23 protein-coding genes and 1 tRNA gene are annotated in these 25,701 nt (G+C 45.6%); 11 read left to right on the top strand and 13 right to left on the bottom strand.

Annotated elements, in window-relative coordinates; genetic code table 11:
- Together AACV78_RS26395 and AACV78_RS26400 are read left to right on the top strand one after the other, a co-directional pair.
- Positions 1-1,192: glycosyltransferase family 4 protein (locus AACV78_RS26395; protein WP_194074359.1), on the top strand; the 1,192-nt coding region annotated here is incomplete at its 5' end.
- A 41-nt stretch (positions 1,193-1,233) separates the two neighbouring features.
- Positions 1,234-3,153, top strand: a complete 1,920-nt coding sequence (locus AACV78_RS26400; RefSeq protein WP_194013028.1) for a hypothetical protein — start codon at positions 1,234-1,236, stop codon at positions 3,151-3,153.
- A gap of 292 nt (positions 3,154-3,445) precedes the next feature.
- On the opposite strand, the gene AACV78_RS26405 is transcribed toward AACV78_RS26400, so the two are convergent.
- A complete protein-coding gene (locus AACV78_RS26405; protein WP_194013027.1) occupies positions 3,446-3,592 on the bottom strand; it encodes a hypothetical protein in 147 nt (48 codons plus the stop codon).
- 408 nt (positions 3,593-4,000) lie between these two features.
- The gene (locus AACV78_RS26410) at positions 4,001-4,147 is read right to left on the bottom strand and encodes a uracil phosphoribosyltransferase (RefSeq protein WP_228042482.1); all 147 of its coding nucleotides are present in this window, start codon (positions 4,145-4,147) and stop codon (positions 4,001-4,003) included.
- 434 nt (positions 4,148-4,581) lie between these two features.
- Here AACV78_RS26410 and AACV78_RS26415 point away from each other — a divergent pair, with 434 nt between their 5' ends.
- Entirely contained in the window at positions 4,582-5,154 is a 573-nt protein-coding gene (locus AACV78_RS26415) for a DUF4360 domain-containing protein (protein WP_194013026.1), read from the top strand.
- A gap of 248 nt (positions 5,155-5,402) precedes the next feature.
- Here the strand turns inward: AACV78_RS26415 and AACV78_RS26420 are convergent, their stop codons facing one another.
- The 3 genes from AACV78_RS26420 to AACV78_RS26430 form a co-directional block, all read right to left on the bottom strand.
- A complete protein-coding gene (locus AACV78_RS26420; protein WP_194013082.1) occupies positions 5,403-6,650 on the bottom strand; it encodes a URC4/urg3 family protein in 1,248 nt (415 codons plus the stop codon).
- Positions 6,647-7,729 carry an adenylate/guanylate cyclase domain-containing protein gene (locus tag AACV78_RS26425; RefSeq protein WP_194013083.1) on the bottom strand — a complete coding sequence of 361 codons (1,083 nt, stop codon included), beginning with the start codon at positions 7,727-7,729 and terminating at the stop codon, positions 6,647-6,649. The genes AACV78_RS26420 and AACV78_RS26425 overlap by 4 nt, the downstream gene beginning before the upstream one ends.
- 97 nt (positions 7,730-7,826) lie before the next feature.
- Positions 7,827-9,068, bottom strand: a complete 1,242-nt coding sequence (locus AACV78_RS26430) for a GTP cyclohydrolase II (RefSeq protein ID WP_194013084.1) — start codon at positions 9,066-9,068, stop codon at positions 7,827-7,829.
- A gap of 256 nt (positions 9,069-9,324) precedes the next feature.
- Between AACV78_RS26430 and AACV78_RS26435 the strand changes: the two genes are divergently transcribed.
- The 3 genes from AACV78_RS26435 (at position 9,325) to queC (ending at position 11,653) form a co-directional block, all read left to right on the top strand.
- Positions 9,325-9,477 (top strand): hypothetical protein, encoded by a 153-nt coding sequence (locus tag AACV78_RS26435; RefSeq protein WP_228042483.1) that lies wholly within the window; start codon positions 9,325-9,327, stop codon positions 9,475-9,477.
- 12 nt (positions 9,478-9,489) lie between these two features.
- A complete protein-coding gene (locus AACV78_RS26440) occupies positions 9,490-10,824 on the top strand; it encodes a cytosine deaminase (protein ID WP_194011121.1) in 1,335 nt (444 codons plus the stop codon).
- 154 nt (positions 10,825-10,978) lie between these two features.
- Complete coding sequence (gene queC / locus AACV78_RS26445; RefSeq protein WP_194011120.1) at positions 10,979-11,653, top strand: 7-cyano-7-deazaguanine synthase QueC; 675 nt, start codon at positions 10,979-10,981, stop codon at positions 11,651-11,653.
- 91 nt (positions 11,654-11,744) lie between these two features.
- Here the strand turns inward: queC and AACV78_RS26450 are convergent, their stop codons facing one another.
- Positions 11,745-12,659, bottom strand: a complete 915-nt coding sequence (locus AACV78_RS26450; protein WP_194011119.1) for a leucine-rich repeat domain-containing protein — start codon at positions 12,657-12,659, stop codon at positions 11,745-11,747.
- Between the two features lie 64 nt (positions 12,660-12,723).
- Here AACV78_RS26450 and AACV78_RS26455 point away from each other — a divergent pair, with 64 nt between their 5' ends.
- Positions 12,724-14,343, top strand: coding sequence for a hypothetical protein (locus AACV78_RS26455; protein WP_194011118.1), 1,620 nt, complete (start codon positions 12,724-12,726; stop codon positions 14,341-14,343).
- A gap of 66 nt (positions 14,344-14,409) precedes the next feature.
- Here AACV78_RS26455 and AACV78_RS26460 read toward each other — a convergent pair whose 3' ends face one another.
- The 3 genes from AACV78_RS26460 to AACV78_RS26470 all read right to left on the bottom strand — a co-directional run bounded on the left by AACV78_RS26460 (position 14,410) and on the right by AACV78_RS26470 (position 16,914).
- Entirely contained in the window at positions 14,410-14,673 is a 264-nt protein-coding gene (locus AACV78_RS26460; protein ID WP_194011117.1) for a hypothetical protein, read from the bottom strand.
- A gap of 7 nt (positions 14,674-14,680) precedes the next feature.
- Positions 14,681-16,159, bottom strand: a complete 1,479-nt coding sequence (locus tag AACV78_RS26465) for a CNNM domain-containing protein (RefSeq protein ID WP_194011116.1) — start codon at positions 16,157-16,159, stop codon at positions 14,681-14,683.
- 65 nt (positions 16,160-16,224) lie between these two features.
- Complete coding sequence (locus AACV78_RS26470) at positions 16,225-16,914, bottom strand: hypothetical protein (RefSeq protein ID WP_194011115.1); 690 nt, start codon at positions 16,912-16,914, stop codon at positions 16,225-16,227.
- Between the two features lie 190 nt (positions 16,915-17,104).
- Between AACV78_RS26470 and AACV78_RS26475 the strand changes: the two genes are divergently transcribed.
- Positions 17,105-17,177 (top strand) — tRNA-Ile (locus tag AACV78_RS26475).
- Positions 17,178-17,590: 413 nt separating this feature from the next.
- On the opposite strand, the gene pyrR is transcribed toward AACV78_RS26475, so the two are convergent.
- The 4 genes from pyrR to AACV78_RS26495 all read right to left on the bottom strand — a co-directional run bounded on the left by pyrR (position 17,591) and on the right by AACV78_RS26495 (position 20,343).
- Positions 17,591-18,124 (bottom strand): bifunctional pyr operon transcriptional regulator/uracil phosphoribosyltransferase PyrR, encoded by a 534-nt coding sequence (gene pyrR, locus AACV78_RS26480; protein ID WP_194011114.1) that lies wholly within the window; start codon positions 18,122-18,124, stop codon positions 17,591-17,593.
- A 151-nt stretch (positions 18,125-18,275) separates the two neighbouring features.
- Positions 18,276-19,355, bottom strand: coding sequence for an adenosylcobinamide-phosphate synthase CbiB (gene cbiB, locus AACV78_RS26485; protein WP_194011113.1), 1,080 nt, complete (start codon positions 19,353-19,355; stop codon positions 18,276-18,278).
- A gap of 97 nt (positions 19,356-19,452) precedes the next feature.
- Positions 19,453-19,866: a GFA family protein gene (locus AACV78_RS26490; RefSeq protein ID WP_194011112.1), complete on the bottom strand. Its 414-nt coding sequence runs from the start codon at positions 19,864-19,866 to the stop codon at positions 19,453-19,455.
- Between the two features lie 33 nt (positions 19,867-19,899).
- Entirely contained in the window at positions 19,900-20,343 is a 444-nt protein-coding gene (locus AACV78_RS26495) for an Rrf2 family transcriptional regulator (protein ID WP_194011111.1), read from the bottom strand.
- Between the two features lie 263 nt (positions 20,344-20,606).
- Here AACV78_RS26495 and AACV78_RS26500 point away from each other — a divergent pair, with 263 nt between their 5' ends.
- The 3 genes from AACV78_RS26500 (at position 20,607) to AACV78_RS26510 (ending at position 25,407) form a co-directional block, all read left to right on the top strand.
- The gene (locus AACV78_RS26500; RefSeq protein WP_194011110.1) at positions 20,607-20,993 is read left to right on the top strand and encodes an AbrB family transcriptional regulator; all 387 of its coding nucleotides are present in this window, start codon (positions 20,607-20,609) and stop codon (positions 20,991-20,993) included.
- Positions 20,994-21,417: 424 nt separating this feature from the next.
- The gene (locus AACV78_RS26505) at positions 21,418-21,546 is read left to right on the top strand and encodes a hypothetical protein (RefSeq protein WP_255512987.1); all 129 of its coding nucleotides are present in this window, start codon (positions 21,418-21,420) and stop codon (positions 21,544-21,546) included.
- Between the two features lie 222 nt (positions 21,547-21,768).
- Complete coding sequence (locus tag AACV78_RS26510; RefSeq protein ID WP_228052115.1) at positions 21,769-25,407, top strand: PAS domain S-box protein; 3,639 nt, start codon at positions 21,769-21,771, stop codon at positions 25,405-25,407.
- Positions 25,408-25,701 lie beyond the last annotated feature (294 nt).

Consider the following 25,701-nt stretch of genomic DNA (forward strand, 5'->3'; position numbering starts at 1 on the left):
GGGGGGGCTAAGACTCAACCAGGAGACTGAGGAGGGATTCTTGGCTTCCCTAGCACCCCCCCAACCCCCCCTTGCTAAGGGGGGGCTAAGACTCCACCAGGAGACTCAGGGAAAATTCTTACCTCCCCCCCTTACTAAGGGGGGGACTGAGGGGGGGTTCTCTGAAATACTCGGAAAATTCCACAGATTCGGTCAATTTTTGTTATCCGGGACACCTCCAAACGTGCTCTCAAGCTACTCTCAAGCAATGCAAAATTGGGCTGACGATTTGGTAGCTGCAGGGAAATGCGATGCTGTTACCTGCGAACACAGCGTTAACGAGATTTACGTGCGTCCAGAATGGCGACAAAAACTGCTGACAGTGGTCAATATTCACAGTTCGGTTTGGGGAACTTGCAGGGAAATGTTAATCACCGGCACTTCCCAAAAACCTCTGCGCGATCGACTAAATTTGCCGCTACTCGCCCGCTACGAAAGACGCTACTGTGCCAAATTTTCCCGCATTGTTGCCACCACATCCACAGACAAGCAGCAACTCCTAGAATTGCTGTCGCCAGCGGGAAGACTCGGAGAAAAACCAGATTTTTTTGTGCCTCCGATTGATGTCATTCCTAACGGCGTGGATTTGACAGAATTTCCGTACCGGTCGATCGATCCGGGAGGACACACCTTAATCTTTGCAGGCGCAATGAACAATTTGCCCAATATTGACGCCGCCAGATTTCTCAGTTTGCAAATATTGCCTTCCTTGCAGCAGCGATATCCCGATGCTACCCTCACTCTAGTCGGAGCTTCGCCAGTCCCGGAAGTGCTCGCCTTGGGGAAACTCCAAGGAATTCAAGTAGTAGGTCGGGTGCAAAGGGTGGCAGAATATTTGCATCAGGCTGCAGTTTGTGTGGTGCCGATGAGGATTGGTTTCGGGATTAAAAATAAAACTTTGGAGGCGATGGCTGCGGGAACTCCCGTGGTGGCGAGCGATCGAGGTTTGGAGGGTTTAGCCCTCGGTGGCGGCCCACAACCGACAAGGGCCTTGCGGGCGAACAAAGTTCAGGAGTATGTTGAGGCGATTACCAGTTTGTTTGAAAATCAGCAACAGCGACAGGAGTTGTCCGAAAGCGCGCGCGCCCTCGTTGAAAGTCAATACACCTGGGATATCATAGGTCGGCAGTACGATCGACTATTGCAACTTTAAACTCGAAATTCTAAAATCTAAATTCTAAAATTGGACGGACGATGGAACACAAAATTAACCCCTCGAAACGCCGAGTCAAACCCCCAGAAAATTCAAAAGTTGCTCCTCCTCCTCCGACAAGACGCCGCCGCAATCGTCGCCCCAAAAAACTTCAAGATTCCCAGCTTCCCCTACTTCCTTCCCCAACTCGCGCCAGATATCCGTGGAAAAGACTCGTAGCTAATTTGACAGCCCTCGGCATCTTGTGCGGCTGTTCCGCTTTGATGGGAGGCGGCGCTTGGCTGAGTTACCAGCTAATTGTCGATCCCAACGGTAACAAGTTGGTCTCTCAGTTTGTGCCTGGATGGTCGCGCCTGCCTACCGGTAGTAGGGATTCCATCCAAACTCTCGCCCAAATCAAAGCCAGCGTCCGCAAATTGGGCTTCATAACCGGCGAACCCCTACCGCTTCCCGCCGAGAAATCTGCGGATAATTCTATTGCCGATTTACTGTTGCCGGTGATGGTAGAAAGGACAGTTAATGCTTCTACGGTTTGCAAAAATCCTTGCCGTCAAATTGTCGAACTTCGCGTGTACAAGCGGGTACAGCTTCCCGATCGCGATTCCGATAAAGAGCAGTATTTTCAGTTAGCAAGTTCTGTGAGTGTAGAAGGCCCTGCCGAATCTTTTGTGATTGCTTCTTTAGCTGACTCCCAGTCCGACAATCAAGCCTCCAATCAGTCGCTACCCCTAACAGAACTGCGCCGCTTTGACGGCAAGCCCCCCGCCGAAGGTATTTGGTTTAATGTCAGCGGTAAACTGGTGCGCGGCGACAAGAAAATTCCCTACGGACAAGTCATTCGCTACAACCCCAGCCAAAATCATTTAGTCTCGCTGTTGGATTGGGTGAGTGCGGCCGGACAACCGCCGAATTGGCAGCAAATTGTGAAGGGTTCAAATCCGCAATTGGCGATCGACCAAACAGTTGGTTTAGAGCCGCAATTTACCCTTTATCAAATTGGCCCGCGCAAATTTGTGCCGAACCCAGTTCAGTTAACTCCGATTTCTTTAGAAGAATTTGCCTTCAACGATCAGACTTACAAAAACGGGCTGCGGCTCGCCAACAGCGGGCTGTGGTCTCCAGGATTAAATGTCATGCGTATTGCTAAGGGTAAAGCCGGCAAAAATTGGCCCGCACTCGCGCAAGCTCAACTAGAAACGATCGAATTTCACGCTAAAATTACTCGTGCTCAGGCGATCGCATCTTGGGCCAGTCCCGGCCAACAAGTGCTCGCAGAATTGATCGACGGCCGCTGGAGTGAAGCTTTGCAAGTATTTGAAGCCGATCCCAGCAACAGTCACGAAATTGCCACAACCCTCAAAAATGACGGCGGGCGAATTATGAACCGCGTAGATGCCGCCTTGAGAATCAATGCCGCTGACGGCGATGCCAAGGCTTGGGGCGCTCTGATTGTAGCCTCTCAAGACGGAACTCGCGAAGCAATGAATTGGCTCGACCAGCAATCAGATACCGACAGCGAAACTAGAAGTCGAATTCGGAATTTGGTCAACAAACTTGATGAAGCAGTTTCTCTCGCCCAAACTTTAGAAGACCACAAAAGTCAAATTATGGGTTCTGCTACATTAATTAACAATGTCAACCCCGCTGACTGGCTGGAACCCGAAGCCAAAAGCGAGTTAAAATTGACCTCTGAACAAGTTTGGTATCAGGTGCAAGTAGCGAGTTTTTACGACGGTATCCGCTGGGTTAATTCGCCCTTTGCAGATGTAGAAGTGCGCTCTTTTCCCGATACTCAAATTAAATGGCTCTGGGGGCGGTTGGGCTTGCAGGCTGACCCCAAGATAAAAATTGAGGTAGCGATGGCTAACGGTCAACAAAGAGTCGCTGTCGGAACGGTGAAAGCGGTGCAGATTCAAGACGGAAGTCTGCGCTTGCTGGCGGCCGTTGACAAGCGATCGTAATCAGGCAAAAAGCATTCTGCAGGGAAACAATCCAAGACACACTCTTGATATTATGTCCCATCGATTGACAACAATAAGATGTAGTTCGTAAATATCTGGTTCGTAGTGCGGACTAAAGCCCGCTCTTAAACTGCGAACATTAGTCCGCACTACGAACTGTAAAGATGTGCTTCGTAGTGCGGACTAATGTTCGCTCTTTTGTCCCAATCCCCCGATCAATTTCGGAAAAAAATACAGAGAGCAATTTTCTTAATTCAATTTACACAACTCGCGCCAACAACAGCCAGAGATATTACATCCCGCCCTTTTTAGAAAGTGCTGCAATCATCTGTTGCTTCACAGCTTTCGCCCAAAGCTCAAACTGCACACTGTTGATGCTGTTAACTTTCACTTCCTCAGCAGGCTGATGTGGGGCTTCCTTATGTACTGTAGTCTCCATTCTTTTTTCCTCTTACAAAAAATGTTATTAGTCGATCGCCAGCGATTAGCATCATACATCTATTTTATCTACTAAATCCTGTCATTAGTTACACTAAAAGCATAAATTTTTATGCTCAAATGCAGTAAATACATATAGACAATGCAATTTATGAATTCCACATCAAAAACCATACAAATATTGCTATAGCGGTTCTCTAAAAAGTGAGGTATGGCCTATGCCCTATGCCCTATGCCCTATACCGGATAGTACATCATCTTTTTGAGAAAGGCTATACATATAGATTTTCCCTGACATTAAAACTTGATAAATTACATTTTATAACAGAATCAAAGTAATACTTGTGTGAGTACACTTATTTTACAATGAATGTATTGGTATATACAGCAGAAAATAATTTGATTCAATTCAAATAGTGCCGTAAAGCCGATCCGCAGTAGCTAATGCTGAGTTACCAGCAGCCAGCATCCGATCGACAATTAAAACATCTCGCGGTTCGATATCCAGGGGAACTTTGACATAATACTCGATCGCCACCTTTTCCTCCTTCGCCACTAGCAGACAGAGCCTTTTACTACAAATCCAGCAGGTCTGATTCCCGAATTAAAGCATCTTTTCTCAGCCAATAGCTAAGGCATATAATTCGTCGTCCAACAAATACCTCCTAGCGCAGCGCCGACCCAAAAACCAGAACTTTGTTCCCCACAAAGCCTCAAAAAAAAGATGAATATTATTCCATCAAATCTTCCGGAACACTCTTTGAAGGAAATGAATATTAGAAAGTATCAGGACACAACAAGCATTAATACATAAATTAATGCTACTCGAAAAAGTTTCGAGCTAAATACAGATATCTAGCTCTCAGTCAGAAACGAAACTGACTGCCTTTTCAGTAAAGGCTTGCCATCTCCTAAATAGAAAGGCATCGCCTCAATATTCCTTGAATTTTTCAGAGTTGTCCTAACAAAAAAACATTAAGGAGAACATCCATGAAATTTGCAAAACTCTTGCTGGCGACAGCATTAATGGCCGCTTCTATCAGCCCCGCCTTGGCAAATCCAGCAGTTCAAATATTAGGAGCCAGCTACGGCGGCAGTGGCTGCCCAGACCGCTCCGCCAGCGTCAGCGTCAGCCCCGACGGTCAAGAACTCACCATCCTATTTGATAAGTTTGCAGCCCAAGGAAATGTCTCAACAGAAACCCGGAAAAGCTGCAATCTGAGCATCCCCATCAAAGTACCCCAAGGCTTCCAAATTTCTATCTACGATGCCGATTATCGCGGCTACATTGCTCCTAAAACCACAGGAAACCTGCGAGCCGAATACTTTTTTGCAGGAAGCCGCGGCCCAGTTTTTAATCGTAATTTAAGCGGAGAAACTAACTACAACGTTCGAGATAGTTTAGCCACTGTAGCTAATGTTTGGTCTCGCTGCGGCGACAGTGTAAATATGCGAGTAAATGCTGCGATGACAGCCCGCGGTGCCGGCATGGCAACCGTTGACTCCTTCGATTTAGCTCATCGCGGTTTAGTGTATCACGTCAAATATCGCACTTGCCGCTAAGGAATGAAAATTTAATAACTTAAGCGACTGCTCGTTACCAGGCTCTGCCTGGTAATGCAGGTGCGGAGGCTCTGCCTCCTTCTTTCTGGCAACTTACAAGAGAGAGGACTGTAGGAGGTGTTTAAGTTATACCAATTTCATAAAGTAGCGCTAGATATTACCCCCCCAACCCCCCCGCGATTTCGGGGGGGCTAAGACTTCATCTATAGCACATATGAAAGAAAAATGGTATTATTAAGTTTTCGATCCTAAAACACAGTACCGTCACTTTCAATCCGAATTGGTGGCACTCCACCGACTCTCAATTCCCCGGCAATTTTTCGCCCCGCCGCCCAAGTTCCCCCTTGCAAAATCTTCACCAGCGGCAATTCTGTCGCACTCAAATGCAGCTTTTTTCGCATAGTTGCGGCAATCTTATCTAAAAGAATCACAGTTAGCGATCGCCATTCCACTATAACTTCCGAACCGGGCAAATAACTACGATCGCCAACAGCCGCATCTTTTACCCGCAGCAGCCCGACATCCAAACACAAACCACCGTTGCGATACTCCGCCAAACCCGTTAACTCATCCAATCCTGCGACTTCTAAACCCAGTTGTTGCAGCGGTTCCAACAGCGAATAAGTCAACCACTGCGAGAGTTTGTGAAACGGCACAAAGTTATCTCCAAAATTTTCTCCCGCCAAAGCTGAATGCCGCCAAACATCCCCTAAATTAACCCCACCAATGGCATATCTTCCCGGCCAAATCTCCTCAAAACCTGTCAAAACAGCATTCAATACTTCAGAAGCATTCACAGTTTTGACTCCAGAAACCCGACTGTCGAGCAAGTATTGTACCAAATTGCCGGGACGCGGGTTTTCGCTACCAAATAATAATCGATGCTGGCAAATCGCCTTCCCCAAACGCTGCAACAATTCTAATCTGCCCGTTAAACCAACTAGGGGATTGTCTCGACTTACCTGAAATCCAGCAGCTAAAGTTTCTAGTTTTAATTGAGAAAGCCCCCGCGAATCAGCAGAAAAAGGAAAATCGGGATTGCTGGAAAAAACACCTTGACAAAACATCCGAAAACTGGCTATTGCTAACCCTTCTGAACGGCGGTAAATTTGTCCTGTTTCTGGTTCGCAATACTGCCAATCTGCACCGGCACCGGCATCAAGCAAAACGCTGACAATTGCTAAATCAAACTTGATCTTAGCTTGTTCTATGGGTGAAAATTCTGTTAAAGCTGCATCTAATTCGGCTAGTCGCGGCAGGTTGCCGGCTTCAAAATGCCGCCAGCGACTGTGAAAGGGAATGTTAAAATCGGGATACTGTTGGTGGGTGGTTTCGATTACATAATTTGCTGCTTTGTCGAGTTGGGATAAATCGACGTGGAAGTAGGATAGTTTATTTTCGGAGGCTAAATTAAAAAGCCGATCGCACTTTTGGCGAATCGCAGCCGGCGTTCTCAGATATTGTACAGTTTCTAGTTCAAGTTTGCTCAACTTCATACAATCAAACACCGATAAACATCATTTTCTTGAAAAAAGTCAAACTGACTGTAATCTAAAAGATTATCTAAAATCGCATTTTTATCGATTTTGATCAGCTTGTACTCCCACTTTGAGCCGCTGACTTCGCGTTTTATTTGATCGGAAACTATCACTGAATTTTTGTCAGTAGCCGGAGATATTATTTTACTTAAATCTTCCAGCCTGTCGGCGATGTTAATATCTTTTCCGTAAGTGCAAGACCGAAATATATACAAATTTCCTTTAGTAATTCCTACCGACAAGCCGCAAGGTATTTGATTGCCGCGAATAAACAGTTTCCAATTCTCGCACAAACTTTCCATTGCAGCTAAGGCTGAGTGAGCTTCCTGAAAAGTTAACAAGTGCGAATCACCAACAATACTCCGAATTGTACCGCCGTATTCTTCACAAATTGTTTTTTCAAAATTATCAAACTTAGTCAGTAAATATTCAACATCTTTGATAGAATTAGATTCTTGATAAGCAATAAAACCTCTCAAATCAGCTTTAATTATCGCTTGATTTTCTACTATTCGCGTTTTGTAACTCTGGTCAACTTTGTAAACTTTTTCAGGTTCGCTCATCCCTTTCAAAGAAAACTCGTTCACAAAAGATGTTTGCACTTCTGCTTTGTTGAGGGCCAGCCATGCTGCTTGGGACAAATATATTTCATCTGGCGGAGTTACTGATTCTATCCGCGCTGTTAAATTCACTGTATCCCCAAAGATATCTTTATCTTGGTGCAAGACATCTCCTAGGGTAATCGACACGCGAATAGCCAATCGTTCATCGTTCGATTTACTAGATTGTTCAGCCCTCAATTCTTGCTGCATTTCTATGGCTGCCATCGCCGCTGCAGTCACGCTGGGAAAAATCATCCAAAATGAATCACCTTCCCCTTTAATCATGCTGCCTTCATTTCTGATAGTAATATCTGAAATGAAATTTTTATGCTCGTTTAACAAACTACTTAATTCGGACTGAGATAACTTTTTGACTCGGACGGTATATCCGCAAATATCTGTTTTTACGATAACAGTAGAACGCAAATTAGCCATAACCTACCCTGACCGATCAAAGACCAGCAATAAATTTTATTTGGCAAAGACGCGATTGTTCGCGCCCGATTGTTCGCGTCTTTGGCCTGTCAATCTCCTAAATCGCGTCAATCATGGCTTCTGCAAGAATTGTAGCATCTGGCACGGGGTCTGGCGTGTAGTAGCCTGCTGCTTTTTTGGCGGCGATTTCGACTTGGGCGTCTGCGGGAATCCAATTTTCGGGAATGGGGATGCGATCGACTACTTGAATGCCAGAATTGATAATTGCATTGTATTTGAGATCGCTCATAGAAACTAAACTGTCAATTCGAGAGATCCCCAACCAGTGCAAAACATCTGGCATGAGTTCTTGAAACCGCATATCTTGAACTCCGGCGACACATTCAGTACGAGTAAAATAGGCATCAGCGCGATCGCCCCCTTCCTGCCGTTTTCTGGCATTGTACACCAAAAACTTCGTAACTTCCCCCAAAGCTCTGCCTTCCTTGCGGAAATAAACAATTACTCCAGAACCGCCCGATTGTGCAGTTTGGATGCAAATTTCAATCCCATGTACCAAATAAGGGCGGCAAGTGCAGATATCTGAACTGAACACATCAGAACCGTTACATTCATCGTGTACCCTTACCGCCAACTGCTTCTGAGGGTCAGAAATATGCGCGACATCGCCAATAATATAAACTGTAGTTCCGCCAATTGGGGGCAAGAAAACCTGTAAATCCGGCCGCGTCACCAAATCCGAGAACATACCGCCTGTTTGCTCGAATAAAACGCGGCGGAGAACACTTTCTTGCACGCCTATCCTGCGGGCAATTCCCGGCAAATACCACACGGGGTCGATCGCAATTTTTGTCACCGCTAAATTGCCGCCTTCTTTGACTATTTTGCCATCAATTTGCACGCGCCCCTTAGCGATGGCATCTTGCAATTCCGGCATATTAATATGAGCTTTAGTAACAGCAATTGTCGGGCGAATATCGTATCCCTGCTGAAAAAATGAAGTATAAATTTGGCTGACCAAACCCCCAAAGGGATCGAGAGAAACAATCAAATTGCGATCGCCCCAACTCGGGTGAGGCCCGATGCGCGCCGCCGGAGACGTGTTAGTAAAATCGGGCAGGTGATCGGCTTGAAGTGCGCCGGAAGCAACTGCTAGCGCTCGATAAACAGAATAGGAACCCGAATGAGTGCCGATCGCATTCCGGTGAGAAGATTTGCTGAGGCTGCCAATCACGGGCCCCCGTTTGAGAGGATCGATTTCTCCCCAACAAATGGGAATTGGTTCTGTACCGGATCTGTCGGGATGGGATGTTAAAACTATATGCTTGGGTTGTGACACAGTTATTTTTGGCTCTGGCTATGGCAATTTTAAACGATTATCGATTGTAACAACAGAATTGTGTCTGCGGAAGAATTCGAGCTATCCAATTTTAGCGAAATCTTCTAGAGCAATTATATTTGATGTGTGAATCATATTTTTTTAAGCTGTTGTGCAAATAAACATTGTATATTTCGACGATCGATCAAAAATCTTCTCCCTCTCTCCCCCTCTCCCTCTCTCCCCCTCTCCCCCTCAATCACCATACAGAATCTAGATGCACAACAGCTTAACGAACCGCAGACGCGCAGAGGGCGCAAAGGAGAAAAAAAGAGAGGAAAATGGAAATAGAGAAATAAAAAAGTTCCCAAATTTAGAAATAATTGCTATATTTAAAACTGGTATCGCTAAATTTTTAATAAAATTCTAACTCACAAAGTTAATGTTGCCAAGTACATCTAATTATTTGCTCAAAAATGCTCGCCTCCCCGCGTCTCTGCTAGAAATGCAGTCGATCGCACCCTCAGTTTCTGCAATTGCAACAACGGGGACAGAGAACAATTTTTGTGCGGTGGATCTGGAAATTGCAGCGGGTGCGATCGCCCAAATCATCCCCACCAATACAGAACCTTTATCGCAACTTCGAGATATTCCAATTGTAGACTTGCAAAACGGCTTAGTTTTCCCTTGCTTTGTGGATATGCACGCGCATTTAGACAAAGGCCACATTTGGGAACGATCGCCCAATCCCGACGGAACTTTTGCAAGTGCGCTGGAGACTGTGCGCGCTGACGCCGAAAAACACTGGAATGCAGAGGATGTTTACCGGCGGATGCAGTTCGGCCTCAAGTGCAGCTACGCCCACGGCACCAAAGCCATCCGCACTCACATCGACAGCGCAGGCGATGGGGGAACCGTTAGTTTAGCAGTATTTGAAGCCTTGCAAGCCGAATGGAGCGATCGGCTAATTTTGCAAGCAGTTTCCCTAGTTTCCCTCGACTATTACCTGACACCAGCAGGCGAAAAATTAGCAGACAAAATTGCCCAAATCGGCGGCATCCTCGGCGGAGTCGCCTACATGAACCCGGATTTAGACAAACAACTCGATCGCGTATTTAGCTTAGCCCAAGAACGCGGTTTAAACCTCGACTTCCACACCGACGAAACCGACGATCCAGAATCAGTAACACTGCGGGAAGTAGCAAAAACGGCTATTCGCTATGAATTTAGCGGTCAAATAATCTGCGGGCACTGCTGCAGTTTAGCCGTACAACCGCCCGATTTAGTAACAGAAACTTTGACATTAGTCAAGCAAGCAAATATTGGCATTGTCAGCTTACCGATGTGCAACCTTTATTTGCAAGACAGAGAATCGGGGCGTACACCGCGCTGGCGGGGAGTGACGCTGGTGCACGAACTCAAAGCAGCAGGAATTCCCGTCACAGTTGCTAGCGACAACTGTCGCGATCCGTTTTACGGATTTGGAGATCACGATGTTTTAGAAGTCTTTAATATGTCAGTCCGCATAGCCCATTTAGACAGGCCTTGGGAAGATTGGCCGCGCACAGTCACAACAACACCAGCAGATTTAATGGGATTGCCGAATGTAGGACGAATCGGAGTTGGTTTACCCGCAGACTTGATTTTATTTAAGGCGCGAACTTTCAGCGAATTGTTATCTCGATCGCAGCGCGATCGCACAGTTTTGCGGCAAGGTCAAGAAATTGATACAACTTTGCCAGATTACCGGGAACTAGACAATTTGTTAGCAAGTTAAACTTATAGCAATTCTCGCACAAACTGTCAAATATTTCTCTTCTCTTCTCTTCCTTCGCGTCTTCGCGGTTCGTTAAAATCCATCGCTGTAATCTTGTCAATTCACAACTAATTTGATATAAATGTAAAGGCTAATTTAATGGAGGTTATTTTAAGTGAAAGCAGTTATTTTATTGTCGGGAGGGCTGGACTCCTCAACTGTTTTGTATCAAGCCAAAGCCGACGGCTGCGAATGTTACACGATTTCCTTTGACTACCAACAAAGACACCGGCGGGAGTTGGATTCAGCAAGGGCGATCGCGCTTTCAGCGGATGTTAAGGCGCATCAGGTGATAAACTTTGACTTGACGCTGTGGGGCGGTTCGGCTTTGACGGACAATCAGATGGAATTGCCGATCGATCGCAACCTTGCAGAAATGTCTCAAAACATCCCAATTACCTACGTTCCAGCTAGAAATACGATTTTTCTCAGTTTTGCCCTCGCCTACGCCGAAACTCTACAAGCTCAGCGAATTTACATCGGTGTCAACGCTTTAGATTATTCGGGATATCCCGACTGTCGCCTCGATTACATCCAAGCCATGCAGGAAGTATTTCGGTTAGGAACAAAGCAGGGAAGGGAAGGAGAACCTATTAAAATTATAACACCTTTAATTGAACTTAAAAAAACCGAAATTATTCAATTAGGCAACAAGTTGGGAGTGCCTTGGGAGCAAACTTGGTCTTGCTATGCAGGTGGCGAAACTGCGTGCGGTGTTTGCGATTCTTGTCGGTTGCGGCTGGAGGCTTTTGAGGAATTGGGGTTGAAAGATCCGGTGGCTTACGGTTAAATATGACTTACGACGCATCAATTACTCATGGGAAGCGTTAGCGAAAGCAATCTCTTATGAGAGCAATCCCAGCATCTGAGCTATGTTTTATCTAGTAGTCAAATTTACAAATAGACTCTGGTTGTAACGGACAAGATTTATTGGCGATCGGGTTGTTGTAGAGCAATACGACCTCCATTTTGGTGAGATATTTGAGCGGGCTAATATCAACAATTTGATTGTTGTGGAGTGTCATAGCTTCTAATTGGGTGAGATACCTGAGCGGGCTAATATCGGAAATTTGATTGTTGTGGAGTCTTAATTCAGGAAATAGATTAGTGAGATACCTGAGCGGGCTAATATCCGAGATTTGATTGTTGTCGAGTTCTAGTCGAACGAGGTTAGTGAGATTTCCGAGCGGGCTAATATCCGAAATCTGATTGTTGCTGAGGTATAGATGAAATAACTTAGTGAGGGATTTTAGGGGGTTAATGCGAACAATTTTATTGTTGCTGAGGTAAAGTTTGCCTAAATTGCTCAAAGACATTAGTGGACCCAGATCGGAAATTTGATTGTTGTTGAGAACGAGTACATATAGATGAGTTAGGGATTTTAGCGGACTCAGATCAGAAATTTGATTGATGCTGAGGTAAAGTTCTGATAAGTTAGTCATGAATTTCAGCGGTGTGATATCAGAAATGTTACTAGATGAGGATGAGAACGATTCGATCTCTGAAAGTTTAAGGCTAGCTTGTTTGCAGTCAGAAGTAGCAGTGAGCCTCAACATTTCGTTGACAATATCTCTAGTACCGGACTGAAGAGTTTCTTTATTCAAACACCAATCAGTAAATGTACGGTAAGTGCTGCTATCTTTGGACACTGCTACTGACGCAGGAATATCGTATCCTGCTATTACGATCAGGACAGATATGACAAAAACGAGGAATGCTTGAACTATTTTGCGAGGAACAAAGCTCAGTAATTCTACTAAGTTTTGTAAGAGTTGATAAATCTTCCAAATATTCATATTTTTCACTTGTTGGTGAGTTAACGTTAACTAACAAGCATCATAACATCAGAGAGAAGCAGTCATGGCATTCAACATACAAATAGATTTTGATAAATTTGCCTCAAACTCCCAACTGTTCAATAGTTCCACCCCAGACGGAAAAGCTGCACAAGAAACTGTCAGAAGAGCTGCTGCTGAATGGGCAAAGTATATCAAAGATGACTTTGATGAAATTCCTGGGGGTACTACATTTCAAATAGTAAATCCCACATCTATTGCTTTCTTAACCGATACTCTAGCATCCAATGATACTATTCCTGATTTACGAATTTACATAGGAACTAGATCGTATTCTGCTAGTAATCCAAGCGACAAAGGCGTCGCCCAAACATCGGGTGGTCTCATCATTCAAAAACCTGGCGATCCAGCAGTCAAATATGACTATGAATATGCTTTGGCCAGACGACATGGCATTAATTTTGAACCATCTGTAGCTTCGATATCTTTTAATTCCGATAGGAGTTTTAAAGACGGTATCAATACTGTTTTTGGCCCTCAAGATTTCGACCTGTATACAGTTGCATTGCATGAAATTGGACACGCTTTAGGTTTTACAACTAACAACAATTTGCTTTTAAGTCCGACGGCGCAAACAGCTTACCGCTTGCGTACTCTAAATCCAGCAACTGGGAATCTTGATACTCCTCCTGTATTCAAAGGATTAAATACCCCGAATGGTGTCGAACTTGCGAAATCGCCGCAAGAAGACCATTTTCCTCTTCTGACTCAAGGTGAACCTACTAAAGGTATACTGGCAGGAAGCACGGAGTCTGTTAATGAATTGATGTTACCCGCATACAAGGCTGGAGTTAATTATGCTAACTCTAGCTCTCCTGACTATACGGGAATTACCAAGTTGGATCTGTCAGTATTGGCAGACGTAGGGTACAACATTGATTCGATCGCGGCTGGAATTAATTTGACTCCGATTCCACTGACAGCACCAACTATCAAAGATCCGTTGAGTCCGGGAACATTGGGTGTTTTGATCGGAGGAACGAAGGGAAATGACAGTATCACAGGCGGCCTGGGAAATGACACGCTTGCCGGTGGCCCTGGAAATGATACTTTCACTGGAGGTAGCGGAAATGACTCTTTGTTTGGTGGCTTAGGCAATGACAGCCTGCTTGGTGGCCCAGAGGATGACTCTTTGTATGGTGACCAGGGCAATGACATCCTGTCTGGCGGCCCTGGGAAGGATTATCTGTTTGGAGGTCTTGGTAATGACAGCCTGTTTGGTGACTCAGGAAATGACACTCTCACTGGAGGTCTTGGCAATGATACTCTCGTCGGAGGTAATGGCTTTGATATCCTTCGCGGTGCAGGTGTAGATTCAGCGGGAAGAATTGGATTTGGTGAAGTGGATTTTTTGTTTCATTCTCCCGGTGAGAACTCATTTGTTCGATACATTCTTTATGAAAATGGGGTTAATTTCTATGTGGGCAACGGTGCAAATGACTATGCACAAATTATGGACTGGCAGGAAGGAGATAAAATCACAGTTGCAATGGGTACTACCCTCCAAAAGGTGGGTTCGGATACTCATCTTCTCTACAAAGGAGATTTGATTGCAAAAGTTATAGGATATGAAGTCCCTCCCTCTGCTATTGCTTATGGAGTATCTACACCAGTAGTCGTTTGATATCAATTCCGGCTGCGTCGGAATGACAAGCTTTCGACACGGCGCCGTGCTGTAACCCTCGCCCGATTAATTGTAGGGAAACGGCACTGCCGTATCCTGATTTTGGGTAATATTAATTCTGATGTAACCGGAATTGAGATAAGGATTGAAAATGAACGATTTGGTATGAGTAGTTGTGGGTGCATCTCTATGAGTGCAAGGGCGAAGCATTTCGGCAGACAATTTGTTAGTGAGAACCAGAGATTTACTGCCGAAATGCTTCGTCCCTACGAATATATTTGCACAAATGAGATGCGCCGGTAGTTGTGCTATTTCGATCGCCCTACCCATCCAAATCTTAACTAGAAAATTTCGCCATACCTCTCAACCCGCTATTCTTGCGCCCTTTCCCCACAACTTCCCCATCCGCTGCTGCAACTTCACCTAAAGTGCGATCGCCCGCCGCCCCTGACAGCAACTGAATTTTAAGTTGTTCCAACCGCGGGCCGATCGCCGAAACCACCGTAATTTCTGCATTGTCGCCGCGCCAAACTTCCCCAACAGCGGGCATTCTTTGCAACTGATAGCTCAAAAAACCTCCGATTGTTTGATATTCCTCAGCTATCGGCAAATCCAAATTCAATATTTGATTGACATCATCTACATTTAGCTGCGCTTGTACTAAAAAAGTGCGATCGTCCAATACTTGCAAAGCAATTTCTTTACTGTCGGGTGAGTGGTAAGTACGGCCGATAATTTCGGCGATCAAATCCCTCAGCGTCACTAACCCGGAAATGCCCCCAAATTCATCGACTACGATCGCAATTTCTTCCGACGAACGCTGCATCAAAGGCAGCAATTCTCCCAGCAGCATCATCTCCGGCACAAACCTCACTGCACTCATCCAAGTTACAATTTCTGTGTCGGGAGATAGCAAACCTTCAGCTAGGGGTTTTGCAAGTTGTTTGAAGCCAATAATGCCGATAATGTCGTCTAAAGAATCTCCCGTCACGGGATAGAAGGAATGGTTGGAAATTGCCATTTCGTCGAGCAAAGTTTGAAAGGTAGCCGTCTTGGGAAGTGCGATAATGTTTGGCCTCGGCACCATCACTTCTTGTACCCAAACTTCGCCAAATTCAAACACGTTATTGAGCAATTCTCGCTCTTCTGCTAGTAAGCCGCTGGATTCGCTGGAAGTAGCTATAATTAATTGCAGTTCTTCGGGAGTAACGGGCCGGTGTCTTAGGTTGTATTCGATTCCTGCAAACCGCAAGAGCGATCGAGTCGATTGATTGAGAAACGACACAAAGGGATTGAACAGCCGGGATATCAATAAAGTCGGAGGCCCGAAACTTCTGGCTAGCTGTTCGGAATAAAGTAGGGCTACAGATTTGGGGAAAAGTTCGCCGAGTACGATTTGCAGGTAAGCTAGCAGGAAAAAAGTTACTATTGATATTCCCAAAGAATGGGCCAGCGCCGATTTGATATAAAGTGGCAGCGGCAAACTGGCGATCAACATTCGGACTAGCACGGCGATCGTATCTTCCCCAATCCAGCCGAGAGCTAAACTAGAAAGAGTGATTCCCAACTGCATTGTTGAGAGCAATCGCTCGATACTTTTCTGCAAAGATTGAACGGTTAAAGCTGCTATGTCGCCAGCCTCGGCTAACTGATTGATGCGCGATCGGCGTACCGTCACCATCGAAAACTCAGCCGCCACAAAAAAAGCATTAATTGCAATCAGCAGCAGCACTGCCAGCAACCGCGACAGCACTTCTGTCGGAGTCATCGCGGGTAAATCAGCTATCTCCTGCACTCTCGCCCCTAAAAGTGACACAATGCTCCCTAGAACAACTTTCTCGATCGAACTTCAGAATCCCTGGAGCGTTTGCTCCTTTTGTCTTACTTCGCTACTGGAATGCCAGCTATTTGCAACTGCAATTTTTGACCTGGATAATCTGTCAGCGTCAGGGAAACTTCTTTAGCATTTTCCAGCAAAGCTGTGGGAATACTCACCGTACCGTAGTACACCTGCCCGTTGGCGGGCAGTTCCGACGGCAAATCCTCAGCAGTCGCCGAAAGGGCCCGGCCGCGATCGTCGGTGACGTTCAAGAAACTGTAGAGAAACCTCACAGATTGGGAACCTTCGTTTTTCATGCTCACGTCTAGCAGCATGGAGTTGCCGCGCTGACTGGCCGCGCTCACTTCTAGGGTTATTCCCCCGTCGCGACTGTTCAGGGGAAATTTGGCGCTTGCCTTTGGTTCGGCGGGCTTTTTGGCTGTGGCTGGTTTAGAGCTTGTCTTGTCTGTTTTAGTATTTGCTCCGGTCGTTTTGTCAGGATCGCGACCTTCTATCCGCGCTTTGACGGTTTTAAGAATGTCTGTTTCTTTCAAAATGCTCACTTGCTCTTTGCTAGCCACAGTTCCCTGCTTGCCGGTGCCTGCATAGTTGCTGGGGCGAACATCAGGTTGAGTCGTTCCTTTCAAGGCTTCGCGACCTGTAGTAAATCCCAAAACAGAACTCGTCACACCTGCTCCAAACATAAGAGTTAGCAGAATTAGAGTCAGCACTACTGTTGAATTCACTGCCATTGCCTGTAATTTTATGCCTAGTCGTAGAAACTGCTTTGTCCGGTCGAGCCGGATAGCGCAGGTGCGTTTCGGGCGATCGGGGACTCAACAGATCTAAAGATTTTGATTTTTGTTCTCTAGTTCTAGCACGAACTGAGAAATTATGTTATAGTTACTTCTTAAGTTAGATAGATTGAACAAATCAATTTAACGGCAGTTGGCCGAGCGGTTTAGGCAGCGAACTCATAATTCGCCCCAGGCAGGTTCAACTCCTGCACTGCCGATTTTAAATACATTAGGACGCTCAGCGCCCGTCGCAACCAAGCTTCTTTCTGCGACGCATGGGGCGAGAAACCCGGTTTCTGGGAATTTTGGCGTTAAGTAACAATAAATATACGTACCAACCCAGTTTTTGAGGGGTGCGAGAAACCCAGATACCAGTTTTGACCTCACCACTTCTGGAAACAGAGGAGTGTGGCAGATGTTTAAGTTATTAAATTTTCGTTCTTAAGTGGCGAGGTCAAACAAGCAAAAGGAGGCAGAGCCTCGCCTATCTGTGTTACCAGGCTCTGCCTGGTAACAAGCAATTGCCCGATGCCCGATGCCCGATGCCCGATGCCCGATGCCCAATGCCCAATGCCCAATGCCCGATGCCCTATGCCGAATAGTATCTCCTATGAGAGCTCGAAAGGGTATATCAACCCTTAATCAATTCCACCCCGTAGCGCCCATCGTACTCTTGAGCGTAAACCTTAACTTGTTCTTCCTTTGCAGTCGGCAACTTTTTACCCGTAAAATCTGGCTGAATCGGTACTTCTCTGTGGCCTCTATCGACTAATACCGCCAACCAAATTTTTTCCGGCCTTCCGTAATCGTTTACCGCATTCAAAGCCGCTCGAATTGTTCTACCTTTATATATGACGTCATCTACCAACACAACGATTTTCCCCGTCAAATCGAAAGGAATTTCTGTTTTAGCCGGTGTCCGCATCGCCACTCGATCCAAGTCATCTCGGTAAAAGGTAATATCCAAAGCGCCCACCGGTACTTTTACTTGTTCGAGGACTTCAATTTGATCGGCTAACATTTGAGCTAGCGGCACTCCTCTAGTATAAATCCCCAACAGCACTAACTCCGACGGAGCCCCAGATTTTTCGACAATCTCCGAAGCGACGCGGGTGAGAGTGCGCCTCACTTCATCCGGCGATAAAATTTTGATAATTTTAGTCATTATTTTACTGGGATTTAATTGTTGGCTGTTGGCCCATCGAACAATTGAATAATTGAATAATTTTAGATATTTCGACTTGGCCCTAAAAGTTTGAGATTGACTTCACTGATGAATCTGGTGGCTGGTATCTGTCGCCCAGTAAAGTCAGCAGTTAGGGGACAAAAGACGATAAAGTATAAACCAGCCATGATAGTCCCAACCAAGTCAAAAAGCAATAGCGAGTTAATTGCAAAGCTTGATAAATTTGTTCTGGGGCGATCGCCCGAATAGGCTCGCCTAACAGCGGTTTGTGTTTGATAACTCCCCGATAGGAATTTATACCTCCTAGTTGTACTCCCAAGATGGCTGCGTAGGCGCACTCGCTCCAACCGGAATTGGGACTGACATCTTTAACAGCATCTCTCTGACAAATCTGCCATACGTAGATCGGTTTACCAGAAATGAGGGCTAAAGTAATCACTGTTAGCCGGCAAGGAAACCAGGTGAGGATGTCTTCTAGTTTGGCACTAAACCATCCTAAATTAGTGTATGGCTGCTCTTTGTAGCCGACGGTTGAATCTAATGTGCTGGCTGCTTTGTAAGCGATCGCACAGGGAACGATCGCGCAATTAAGCATCGAGTTAGGATCGATCGGCAAATTGGTAACAGTTAATAATAAATCTGGCAGAGCGAACCCAACTAGGGCATAAAATAGCGGCGCTGTCACGCCATCGACTGCATTCTCTGTTACAGTTTCTAACAATGCTCGCAGAATTTCTGGCTCGGATAAGTTTTCAGTATCCCGACCGACGTAAAGACTCAACCGTTCCCGCGCCTTGACTAAATCTCCAACAGTTAAAGGTGCTAGCACATCTTGAGCCGCCGCCCTCAAACTGCGACCGGCAAAACAGCTTGCGAGCAAAATGGTCTGCAGGGCAATACTTAAAAGAGGGTGCACCCAACTAGCAGCAAGGACGATCGACCAACTGACAGTATAACTGCCTAGAATCAGCCCGATCGCTAGTATTGTACCAGCACATCGCAGCAGCAGTTTGTGCCTGTCGTCGGCCGGACGATCGCCCGCAGGAGCCATTTTGTCTGCGGGATTATTCCAGATACTAAAGACAATTCGAGTATAGCGGTCGATCGCCCAACCCATCGCCTGTACGGGATGCGGCCAACCCCAAGGATCGCCGATGGAATAATCCAATACCGCAGCTAAAATCAAAACAGCAAATTGATCCGGCATCATTATATATTGTGTCAAACTTGATAGTCTGTCCTGCCAGCGAGCGATCGTTCGATCGGGCTGGTTTTAGCTGCTGTTACCAACAGCCGAATTGGATTTTTTATCCCAGATTTTCAGTGCTGAGATTACTTTCGTCGCCAAGCTTGTGTACGTTCTGCTCCCAATTAACACCATCAAAGGGTAGAATCTGAAATTGGGAAACGGCATCGGAGTCAAGACAGCGGACGTTGACATCGAATTGATCGGGATGCGATCGGGGACGATAGAACGAGTGAATCCCACAAATCCGGCAGAAAGTATGTTTAGCAGTTCCTGTATTAAACGTATAAGTTGTCAAAACATCTTCGCCGCACAGCAACGTAAAACGTTCCGGCGGCACAATTAGGTGCAAAAATCCTTTCTTTTTACAGATAGAGCAGTTGCAGTCAGATGCTTCGTGTTTGTCAACCGCGACTGTGAAGCGGACAGCACCGCAATGACAGCCGCCGGAGTAGGTAACAAGTGTTGTGTCCATGTTTTCGGGCGATCGAATAAATCAACTTACCATCTAAATGATAAAGCTAGTTTCTTCTCCCAGAGCAGCTTGCCAACTGCGGACATCATAGTATAAGTCTTCGAGGGAAATAGTGTATAGCGCTTCGGCAAGTTTTTTGTGCAATCGGTTCCACAAACTGAATGTTACCCAATCCTCTGCTTGCGTCGCGTCGGGAGAATGTCGAGGTAAAGGTTCAATAGTTTCGCCTACCGCCTCTAAGATTTGTCCTAAAGAAATTTGAGCCGGCTCGCGGGCTAATTGATATCCTCCCTGGGAGCCCCGAACTGATTGGACTAAACCGGCTCGTCGCATTTCAATCAATAATTTTTCGAGATACGGAGCCGGTAACTCCTGTCGGTTCGCGATCGATTTTACCGATGTCGGGCCGAACCGAGGTTGCAAACTTAGATCCAGTAATGCTTTGACACTGTAGTGTCCGCGTGTGGTTAACTTCATGGGATTTTAAAATTGGGGGCAAATATTTAGCTAGCTGATAGCTGATAGCTTATGCTACCGAGTTTAGAGATTGCTTGCACCGGCTGCTACTTCTCAAGAAAGACTGCACCTTGTTAAAAATATTTAGACAATAGTGGTTAACAATTGAGCCGATCGGTGTAAGATGGTTTTACGACCGGCTATAAAGCTAAAGTTTCTTGGTCAAACCAAAAATCAACCGAGAAAAATTCCGTACACCAGTTGAATATTTCAGGACTCAGTAGATGGCTAAAAAGAAAAATATCGAACCCCTTGAAGGAGAAGACCTGATCCAAAAGGTCAAAGAGCTAGAGAACCTCACCAAGGAAGAAAAAGCTAGAGCCTGTGGCTACTACACCGTTACCAAGAATGGCGTAGAACGGGTCAACATGATGAAATTCCTGAATGCACTGATTGATGCAGAAGGCATTCAGTTAGACGGGAAGCAAAACGGTAACGGACGCGGCGGACGCTCTGCCAGCTATCGGATTAGCGTTCAATCTAACGGCAATTTACTGATTGGAGCCGCCTACACCAAACAAATGGAACTGAAGGCAGGAGATGAATTTGAAATCTCTCTGGGACGCAAGCACATTCACCTGCGCCAAATCGATCGCGAAGAAGTAGCCTAAGTCTTTAGGACTTGCTTTAACTTCTTGCTTGAACTGATTGGTTTGATTTCAAGCATTGAGTGCAAGCAGAGAGTTAGCTCTGAAATCTTTCTGTGCGCTCACAACAGTATGGCTTCTATAGATGGCAATGGCTCGACAAAAGCCACTGCCACTACTTGATATTTTCTGAGAATACCTATTCTCACCCCTCGCTATATCCGTTTGGACAAGCGAGGGATTTTCCGCGCGTTAAAAAGAGATCGAGCGTGAAGCAGAGAAAAGGAAGAAAAAACAGGGAAAGAGGTAGAGAAAGCATCTCCGGCTATGTAAAAAACATTTTTTTGCTGAAACTTGAGTTCGACTCAATCGCTTTCAATTGTTGAATGTATCTGCGTTCATCAGTGTTGCATCTGCTGGAAATCTGCGGTTAACAGATAGAATATTGATGCAGCTCAAGTCTGTGGAGGTACTCGCACTACAAATGCCAAGCCGGAAATCCTGCGAGAAACAAGAAGTAGCTAAGGTTGATATGTTGCACAACAGTCAACAAGCGATCGAGAAACCGGGTTTTTGAACCGCAAGGCGCGATCGAACTAAAAAAAATAATGTAACTTGAAACAATCCATCACCCGCAAGTGATAGAAATCAAACCCAAAAAACCTTGTTTCTGGGAAAATTGTTGCTGCTCCGTTGATATATTGATGTAGAAACTTGGTTTTTGGCTGGTGTCTCCAAAACACACTGAAATTACGAGCTGGAACAGTTAAAGTGTTAGAGAGCAATTAGACACCAGCCTATGCCGTTGCCCCGAGTCGCGAGCAAAACTTTGCCACAGCCAACAAAAATACCCCTGCGTTGCGTTCTAGTAGGCTCTTTTGTGGTGCAAATCGTCGCAGCCGTAGGGATTGTCGGGTATCTTTCCTTTCGCAATGGAGAAAGAGCAGTCGAAGAAGTCGCTCTGAAATCGATCGCCCAGACGGGGAATAGAGTTGAAGAACAACTGACTGCTGTTGTGGAAGATACCCACTGGGTAAATCAACTTAATGCCTCAGCGATCGAGCGCGCCGAATTAAACTTAGAGTTAGGACAAGCCCAGCCGGGAGGAGAGAAGTTCCTCTGGCAGCAAATGCGATCGTTTAAAAGCATTCAATGGATTTCCCTCGGTTCTCAAAAAACAGGAGAATATCTCGGCATTAAGCGCAACCCGAAGGACAACAGCCTGCAAATTGTCGCAGCTAACAAGTCTACTAACTATCAGAATATCTACTACACAACAGACAAACAAGGTACTCGCACCGCCAAATTAAAAGCAGAACCGGGAACCTACGATGCCCGATCGCGCCCCTGGTACAAAGAAGCTGTCGCAGCTAACAAACCGATTTGGACGAGCATTTATCGGGGTTTTACTCCGGGGACTGTGTTTATTGCTGCGAGCCAACCGATTCGCGATCGCAATGGTGAATTGCTGGGAGTTTGTGCGGTAGATTTGTCCCTCTGGGAGCTTCAGCAATATCTCCATCGCCTCAAGGTTAGCAAAACTGGAGAAATTTTTGCGATCGAACGATCGGGCTTGCTGGTGGCCAGTTCGAGTCAAGAATCATCCTTTAGAAGGATGTCGGGAAAGCAGGAACCTGAGCGTCTAAATGTTTTAGACAGTGAAACTTTTGTCATTCGCACCGCAGCTAAGTATTTGTACGAAAAGTTTGGCGGCTTTAGTAACATTCAGCAGCGACAACAACTGAAATTCAGCCGAGATGGGGCAGAATATTTTGTGGAAGTGCTGCCGTTTTCCGATAGTAACGGTTTGAACTGGCTGATCGCGATCGCCGTTCCCGCATCGGATTTTATGGGGCAAATTAACAAAAATACCCGCACTACCATTTTAATTTGCGTGCTGGCGCTGCTAGTATCGACAATTGCCGGAGTGCTGGTGGCTAGATGGGTGACGCAGCCGCTGCTGCGCCTCAACGAAGCTGCCAAAGATATCGCTAAAGGAGAATTCGATCGCACTGTGGCGGTGAGTCGCGCTGATGAAGTAGGGGAATTAGCGCAATCTTTTAACGAGATGGTAGCGCAACTGAAAAGTTCCTTTCAAGCTTTGGCAGCCAGCGAGGAAAAATTTGCCAAGCTAATAGAATGCTTGCCGGTTGGGGTGATAGCCCTGACTCCGGCTGGTAGCGCGATTTTTATGAATTCGATGGGAGGAGAAATTACGGGTAAAGGGGCGGTGGCAAATACCACCCCTGAAGAACTTTCCGAAACTTATCAACTTTATGTATCGGGAACAGACAGGCTGTACCCGATGGAAGATTCGCCCTTTGAACGCGCCGTGATGGGCAAAGAAACGTTCCTTGAAGATATGGATCTTCGCCGGAATGGGAAAGTTATTCCCTTGCAAGTGCGATCGCAGCCAATGTTTGATGCTGAGGGGAATGTGATTTACGTACTGATTGTTTTTCAAGATATCACGGCGCGCAAACAAGCAGAGCAAATATTGGCAGACTACAACCGTACCCTGGAAACGGAAGTAACCTCGCGCACTCTGGAACTAGCTCAAATTAATGCCCGCTTGCAGCTCGAAATTGAGGAGCGCCAGCAAGCTGAAAAAATTATCCACCAAGAGCGGGACTTTAATTTAAAGATTATCGAAAATTCTCCTATCTTTTTTGTGGCGATCGATTCGGAGGGTAAAATCCTGCTGGCCAATGAATGTATGCTGGAATCTGTGGGCTATACTGCTGCTGAAGTTATCGGCCAAGATTATTTAGCTAAATTTGTACCGGAGGGCGATCGAGCCGGATTGCACTCGATTTTTGAGCGCGTCACAACGAGGGAGCAAACGGTTAACGAGCACCGGATTCTCACTAAGTGCGGTGATACTTTGTTAGTCGAGTGGTACGGTACGCCCGTTTTGGATGAAAATGGCAATTTTGACTTTTTGTTTGGGTTTGGGATTGATATTGGCGATCGCAAACAAGCACAAATAGCCTTGCAAAAAAGCGAAGCTCTCTTTCACAAATTAGCAATCACGGTGCCCGGAGAACTGTACATATTCGCGCGGCATCCCGACGGATCTGTCAAGATGGAATATATCAGTCCGCTGTGCCGAGAAATTCAAGAATTAGAGCCGGAGGAAATCCAGAACAACTCTGCTTTAGTCTACGAACAAATGCACCCGGACGATCGCCCCAGCCACTTCGAGGCCATTGTCAGAAGTGCCGCAAATCTCGAACCATTTGTCCACGAGTGGCGGATTGTCACAGCCTCTGGAAAGCTCAAATGGCTGCAAGCTCATTCTCGGCCGGAATTGCGCGAAAATGGAGATATCGTCTGGCACGGCATAATACTTGATATTAGCGATCGCAAACAAGCAGAACAACAACTCAAAGAAGCCGCATTAGCAGCAGAAGCTGGAAACAAAACTAAAAGCATCTTTCTCGCCAACATGAGTCACGAATTGCGAACCCCCCTCAATGCCATTCTCGGCTTCGCTCAATTAATGGAACCCAGCGCTAATTTAACTTTCACGGAAAAAGAAAATATCAAAATTATTCGCCGCAGCGGAGAACACCTGCTTCAACTGATCGATAGAGTCTTAGCCTTATCTAAAATTGAAGCGGGGCGCATGACAATCTACCCCAAATGCTTTGACTTGTACTGCTTGCTGAGCGACGTGCAGAATATGTTCCAAATTCCGGCACTCAATAAAAAAATAAAATTAATTATTGACTGCTCCTCGGATGTCCCTCAATACATAGAAACAGATGACATTAAGTTGCGGGAAGTGCTGATTAATATCTTAGATAATGCAGTTAAATTCACTCAAAACGGCTCAGTATCAGTCACCATCCGAGCGAAGCAAGAAGGAAGAACAAGGTCTGTCAAAGAAGATTTTTTTAAATCACTTGAAAGCTTACCAAAAGTTTTTATTTGCTTTGAAATTGCCGATACAGGAGTTGGCATAGACCCGGAAGAATTAGATAGTATATTTGAATTGTTCATGCAAAGTTCATCGGGGAAGACACTTCAAAAGGGTATGGGCTTAGGATTAAGCATCAGCCGCGAGTTCATACAATTAATGGGTGGCGAAATTACCGCCGAAAGCGAAGTGGGACGCGGTACAGTTTTTAAGTTTGATATTCCAGTCGTTACAGCAATTTCCCCTGTTGATATAAATAATATTTCAGAGACTTCAACTATCCTAAAACAAGAAACATTAGATAGTCCTAAAATATTTACGATTAACTCGAAGCCGCAAGTTTCTCCAGAATGGACGAGCAAACTTCAACAAGCAGTCCGTGAGGCTGACTTCGATTTGATTGCTACAACAATTGAGGAAATTCGCACCGAGAACGAGCTTTTTGCCGAAGTTTTGATGAATCATTTAGATAACTTTGATTATCAAGAAATCCTCGATTTAATTACATCAATTTAACTCTAGGGTGTGCTATACGAACCTTATATTATTATCAAAAACTATTGTTAAAAATATTTTTGTTGCTGATTTTGTCAACTATCATGTAATATCAATTCCGGTTGCACTCATACATGACTGTTGACTGTTGACTGTTGACTGTTGACTGTTGAGTGGTAATGCAGATAGGCGAGGAAGAGTCTCCTTTGAGGAAGGCAACTTACAGGAGAGAAGACTGTAGGAGGTGTTTAAGTTATTAAGTTTTCGATCCTGAGTGAAGCGTAGTGTTTCCGATTGAGAGAAAAAGTCCTGAGA

It is taken from the genome of Tychonema sp. LEGE 07196 (assembly GCF_963890365.1).
In the GTDB taxonomy this organism is placed as follows: Bacteria; Cyanobacteriota; Cyanobacteriia; order Cyanobacteriales; family Microcoleaceae; genus Microcoleus.

Coding starts and splice junctions, on each gene's coding strand:
- AACV78_RS26400 (WP_194013028.1), top strand. CDS start 1,234: ATGGAACACAAAATTAACCCCTCGAAACGCCGAGTCAAACCCCCAGAA.
- AACV78_RS26405 (WP_194013027.1), bottom strand. CDS start 3,592: ATGGAGACTACAGTACATAAGGAAGCCCCACATCAGCCTGCTGAGGAA.
- AACV78_RS26415 (WP_194013026.1), top strand. CDS start 4,582: ATGAAATTTGCAAAACTCTTGCTGGCGACAGCATTAATGGCCGCTTCT.
- AACV78_RS26420 (WP_194013082.1), bottom strand. CDS start 6,650: ATGAAGTTGAGCAAACTTGAACTAGAAACTGTACAATATCTGAGAACG.
- AACV78_RS26425 (WP_194013083.1), bottom strand. CDS start 7,729: ATGGCTAATTTGCGTTCTACTGTTATCGTAAAAACAGATATTTGCGGA.
- AACV78_RS26435 (WP_228042483.1), top strand. CDS start 9,325: ATGCACAACAGCTTAACGAACCGCAGACGCGCAGAGGGCGCAAAGGAG.
- AACV78_RS26440 (WP_194011121.1), top strand. CDS start 9,490: ATGTTGCCAAGTACATCTAATTATTTGCTCAAAAATGCTCGCCTCCCC.
- AACV78_RS26450 (WP_194011119.1), bottom strand. CDS start 12,659: ATGAATATTTGGAAGATTTATCAACTCTTACAAAACTTAGTAGAATTA.
- AACV78_RS26455 (WP_194011118.1), top strand. CDS start 12,724: ATGGCATTCAACATACAAATAGATTTTGATAAATTTGCCTCAAACTCC.
- AACV78_RS26460 (WP_194011117.1), bottom strand. CDS start 14,673: ATGGGTAGGGCGATCGAAATAGCACAACTACCGGCGCATCTCATTTGT.
- AACV78_RS26470 (WP_194011115.1), bottom strand. CDS start 16,914: ATGGCAGTGAATTCAACAGTAGTGCTGACTCTAATTCTGCTAACTCTT.
- pyrR (WP_194011114.1), bottom strand. CDS start 18,124: ATGACTAAAATTATCAAAATTTTATCGCCGGATGAAGTGAGGCGCACT.
- cbiB (WP_194011113.1), bottom strand. CDS start 19,355: ATGATGCCGGATCAATTTGCTGTTTTGATTTTAGCTGCGGTATTGGAT.
- AACV78_RS26490 (WP_194011112.1), bottom strand. CDS start 19,866: ATGGACACAACACTTGTTACCTACTCCGGCGGCTGTCATTGCGGTGCT.
- AACV78_RS26495 (WP_194011111.1), bottom strand. CDS start 20,343: ATGAAGTTAACCACACGCGGACACTACAGTGTCAAAGCATTACTGGAT.
- AACV78_RS26500 (WP_194011110.1), top strand. CDS start 20,607: ATGGCTAAAAAGAAAAATATCGAACCCCTTGAAGGAGAAGACCTGATC.
- AACV78_RS26505 (WP_255512987.1), top strand. CDS start 21,418: ATGCAGCTCAAGTCTGTGGAGGTACTCGCACTACAAATGCCAAGCCGG.
- AACV78_RS26510 (WP_228052115.1), top strand. CDS start 21,769: ATGCCGTTGCCCCGAGTCGCGAGCAAAACTTTGCCACAGCCAACAAAA.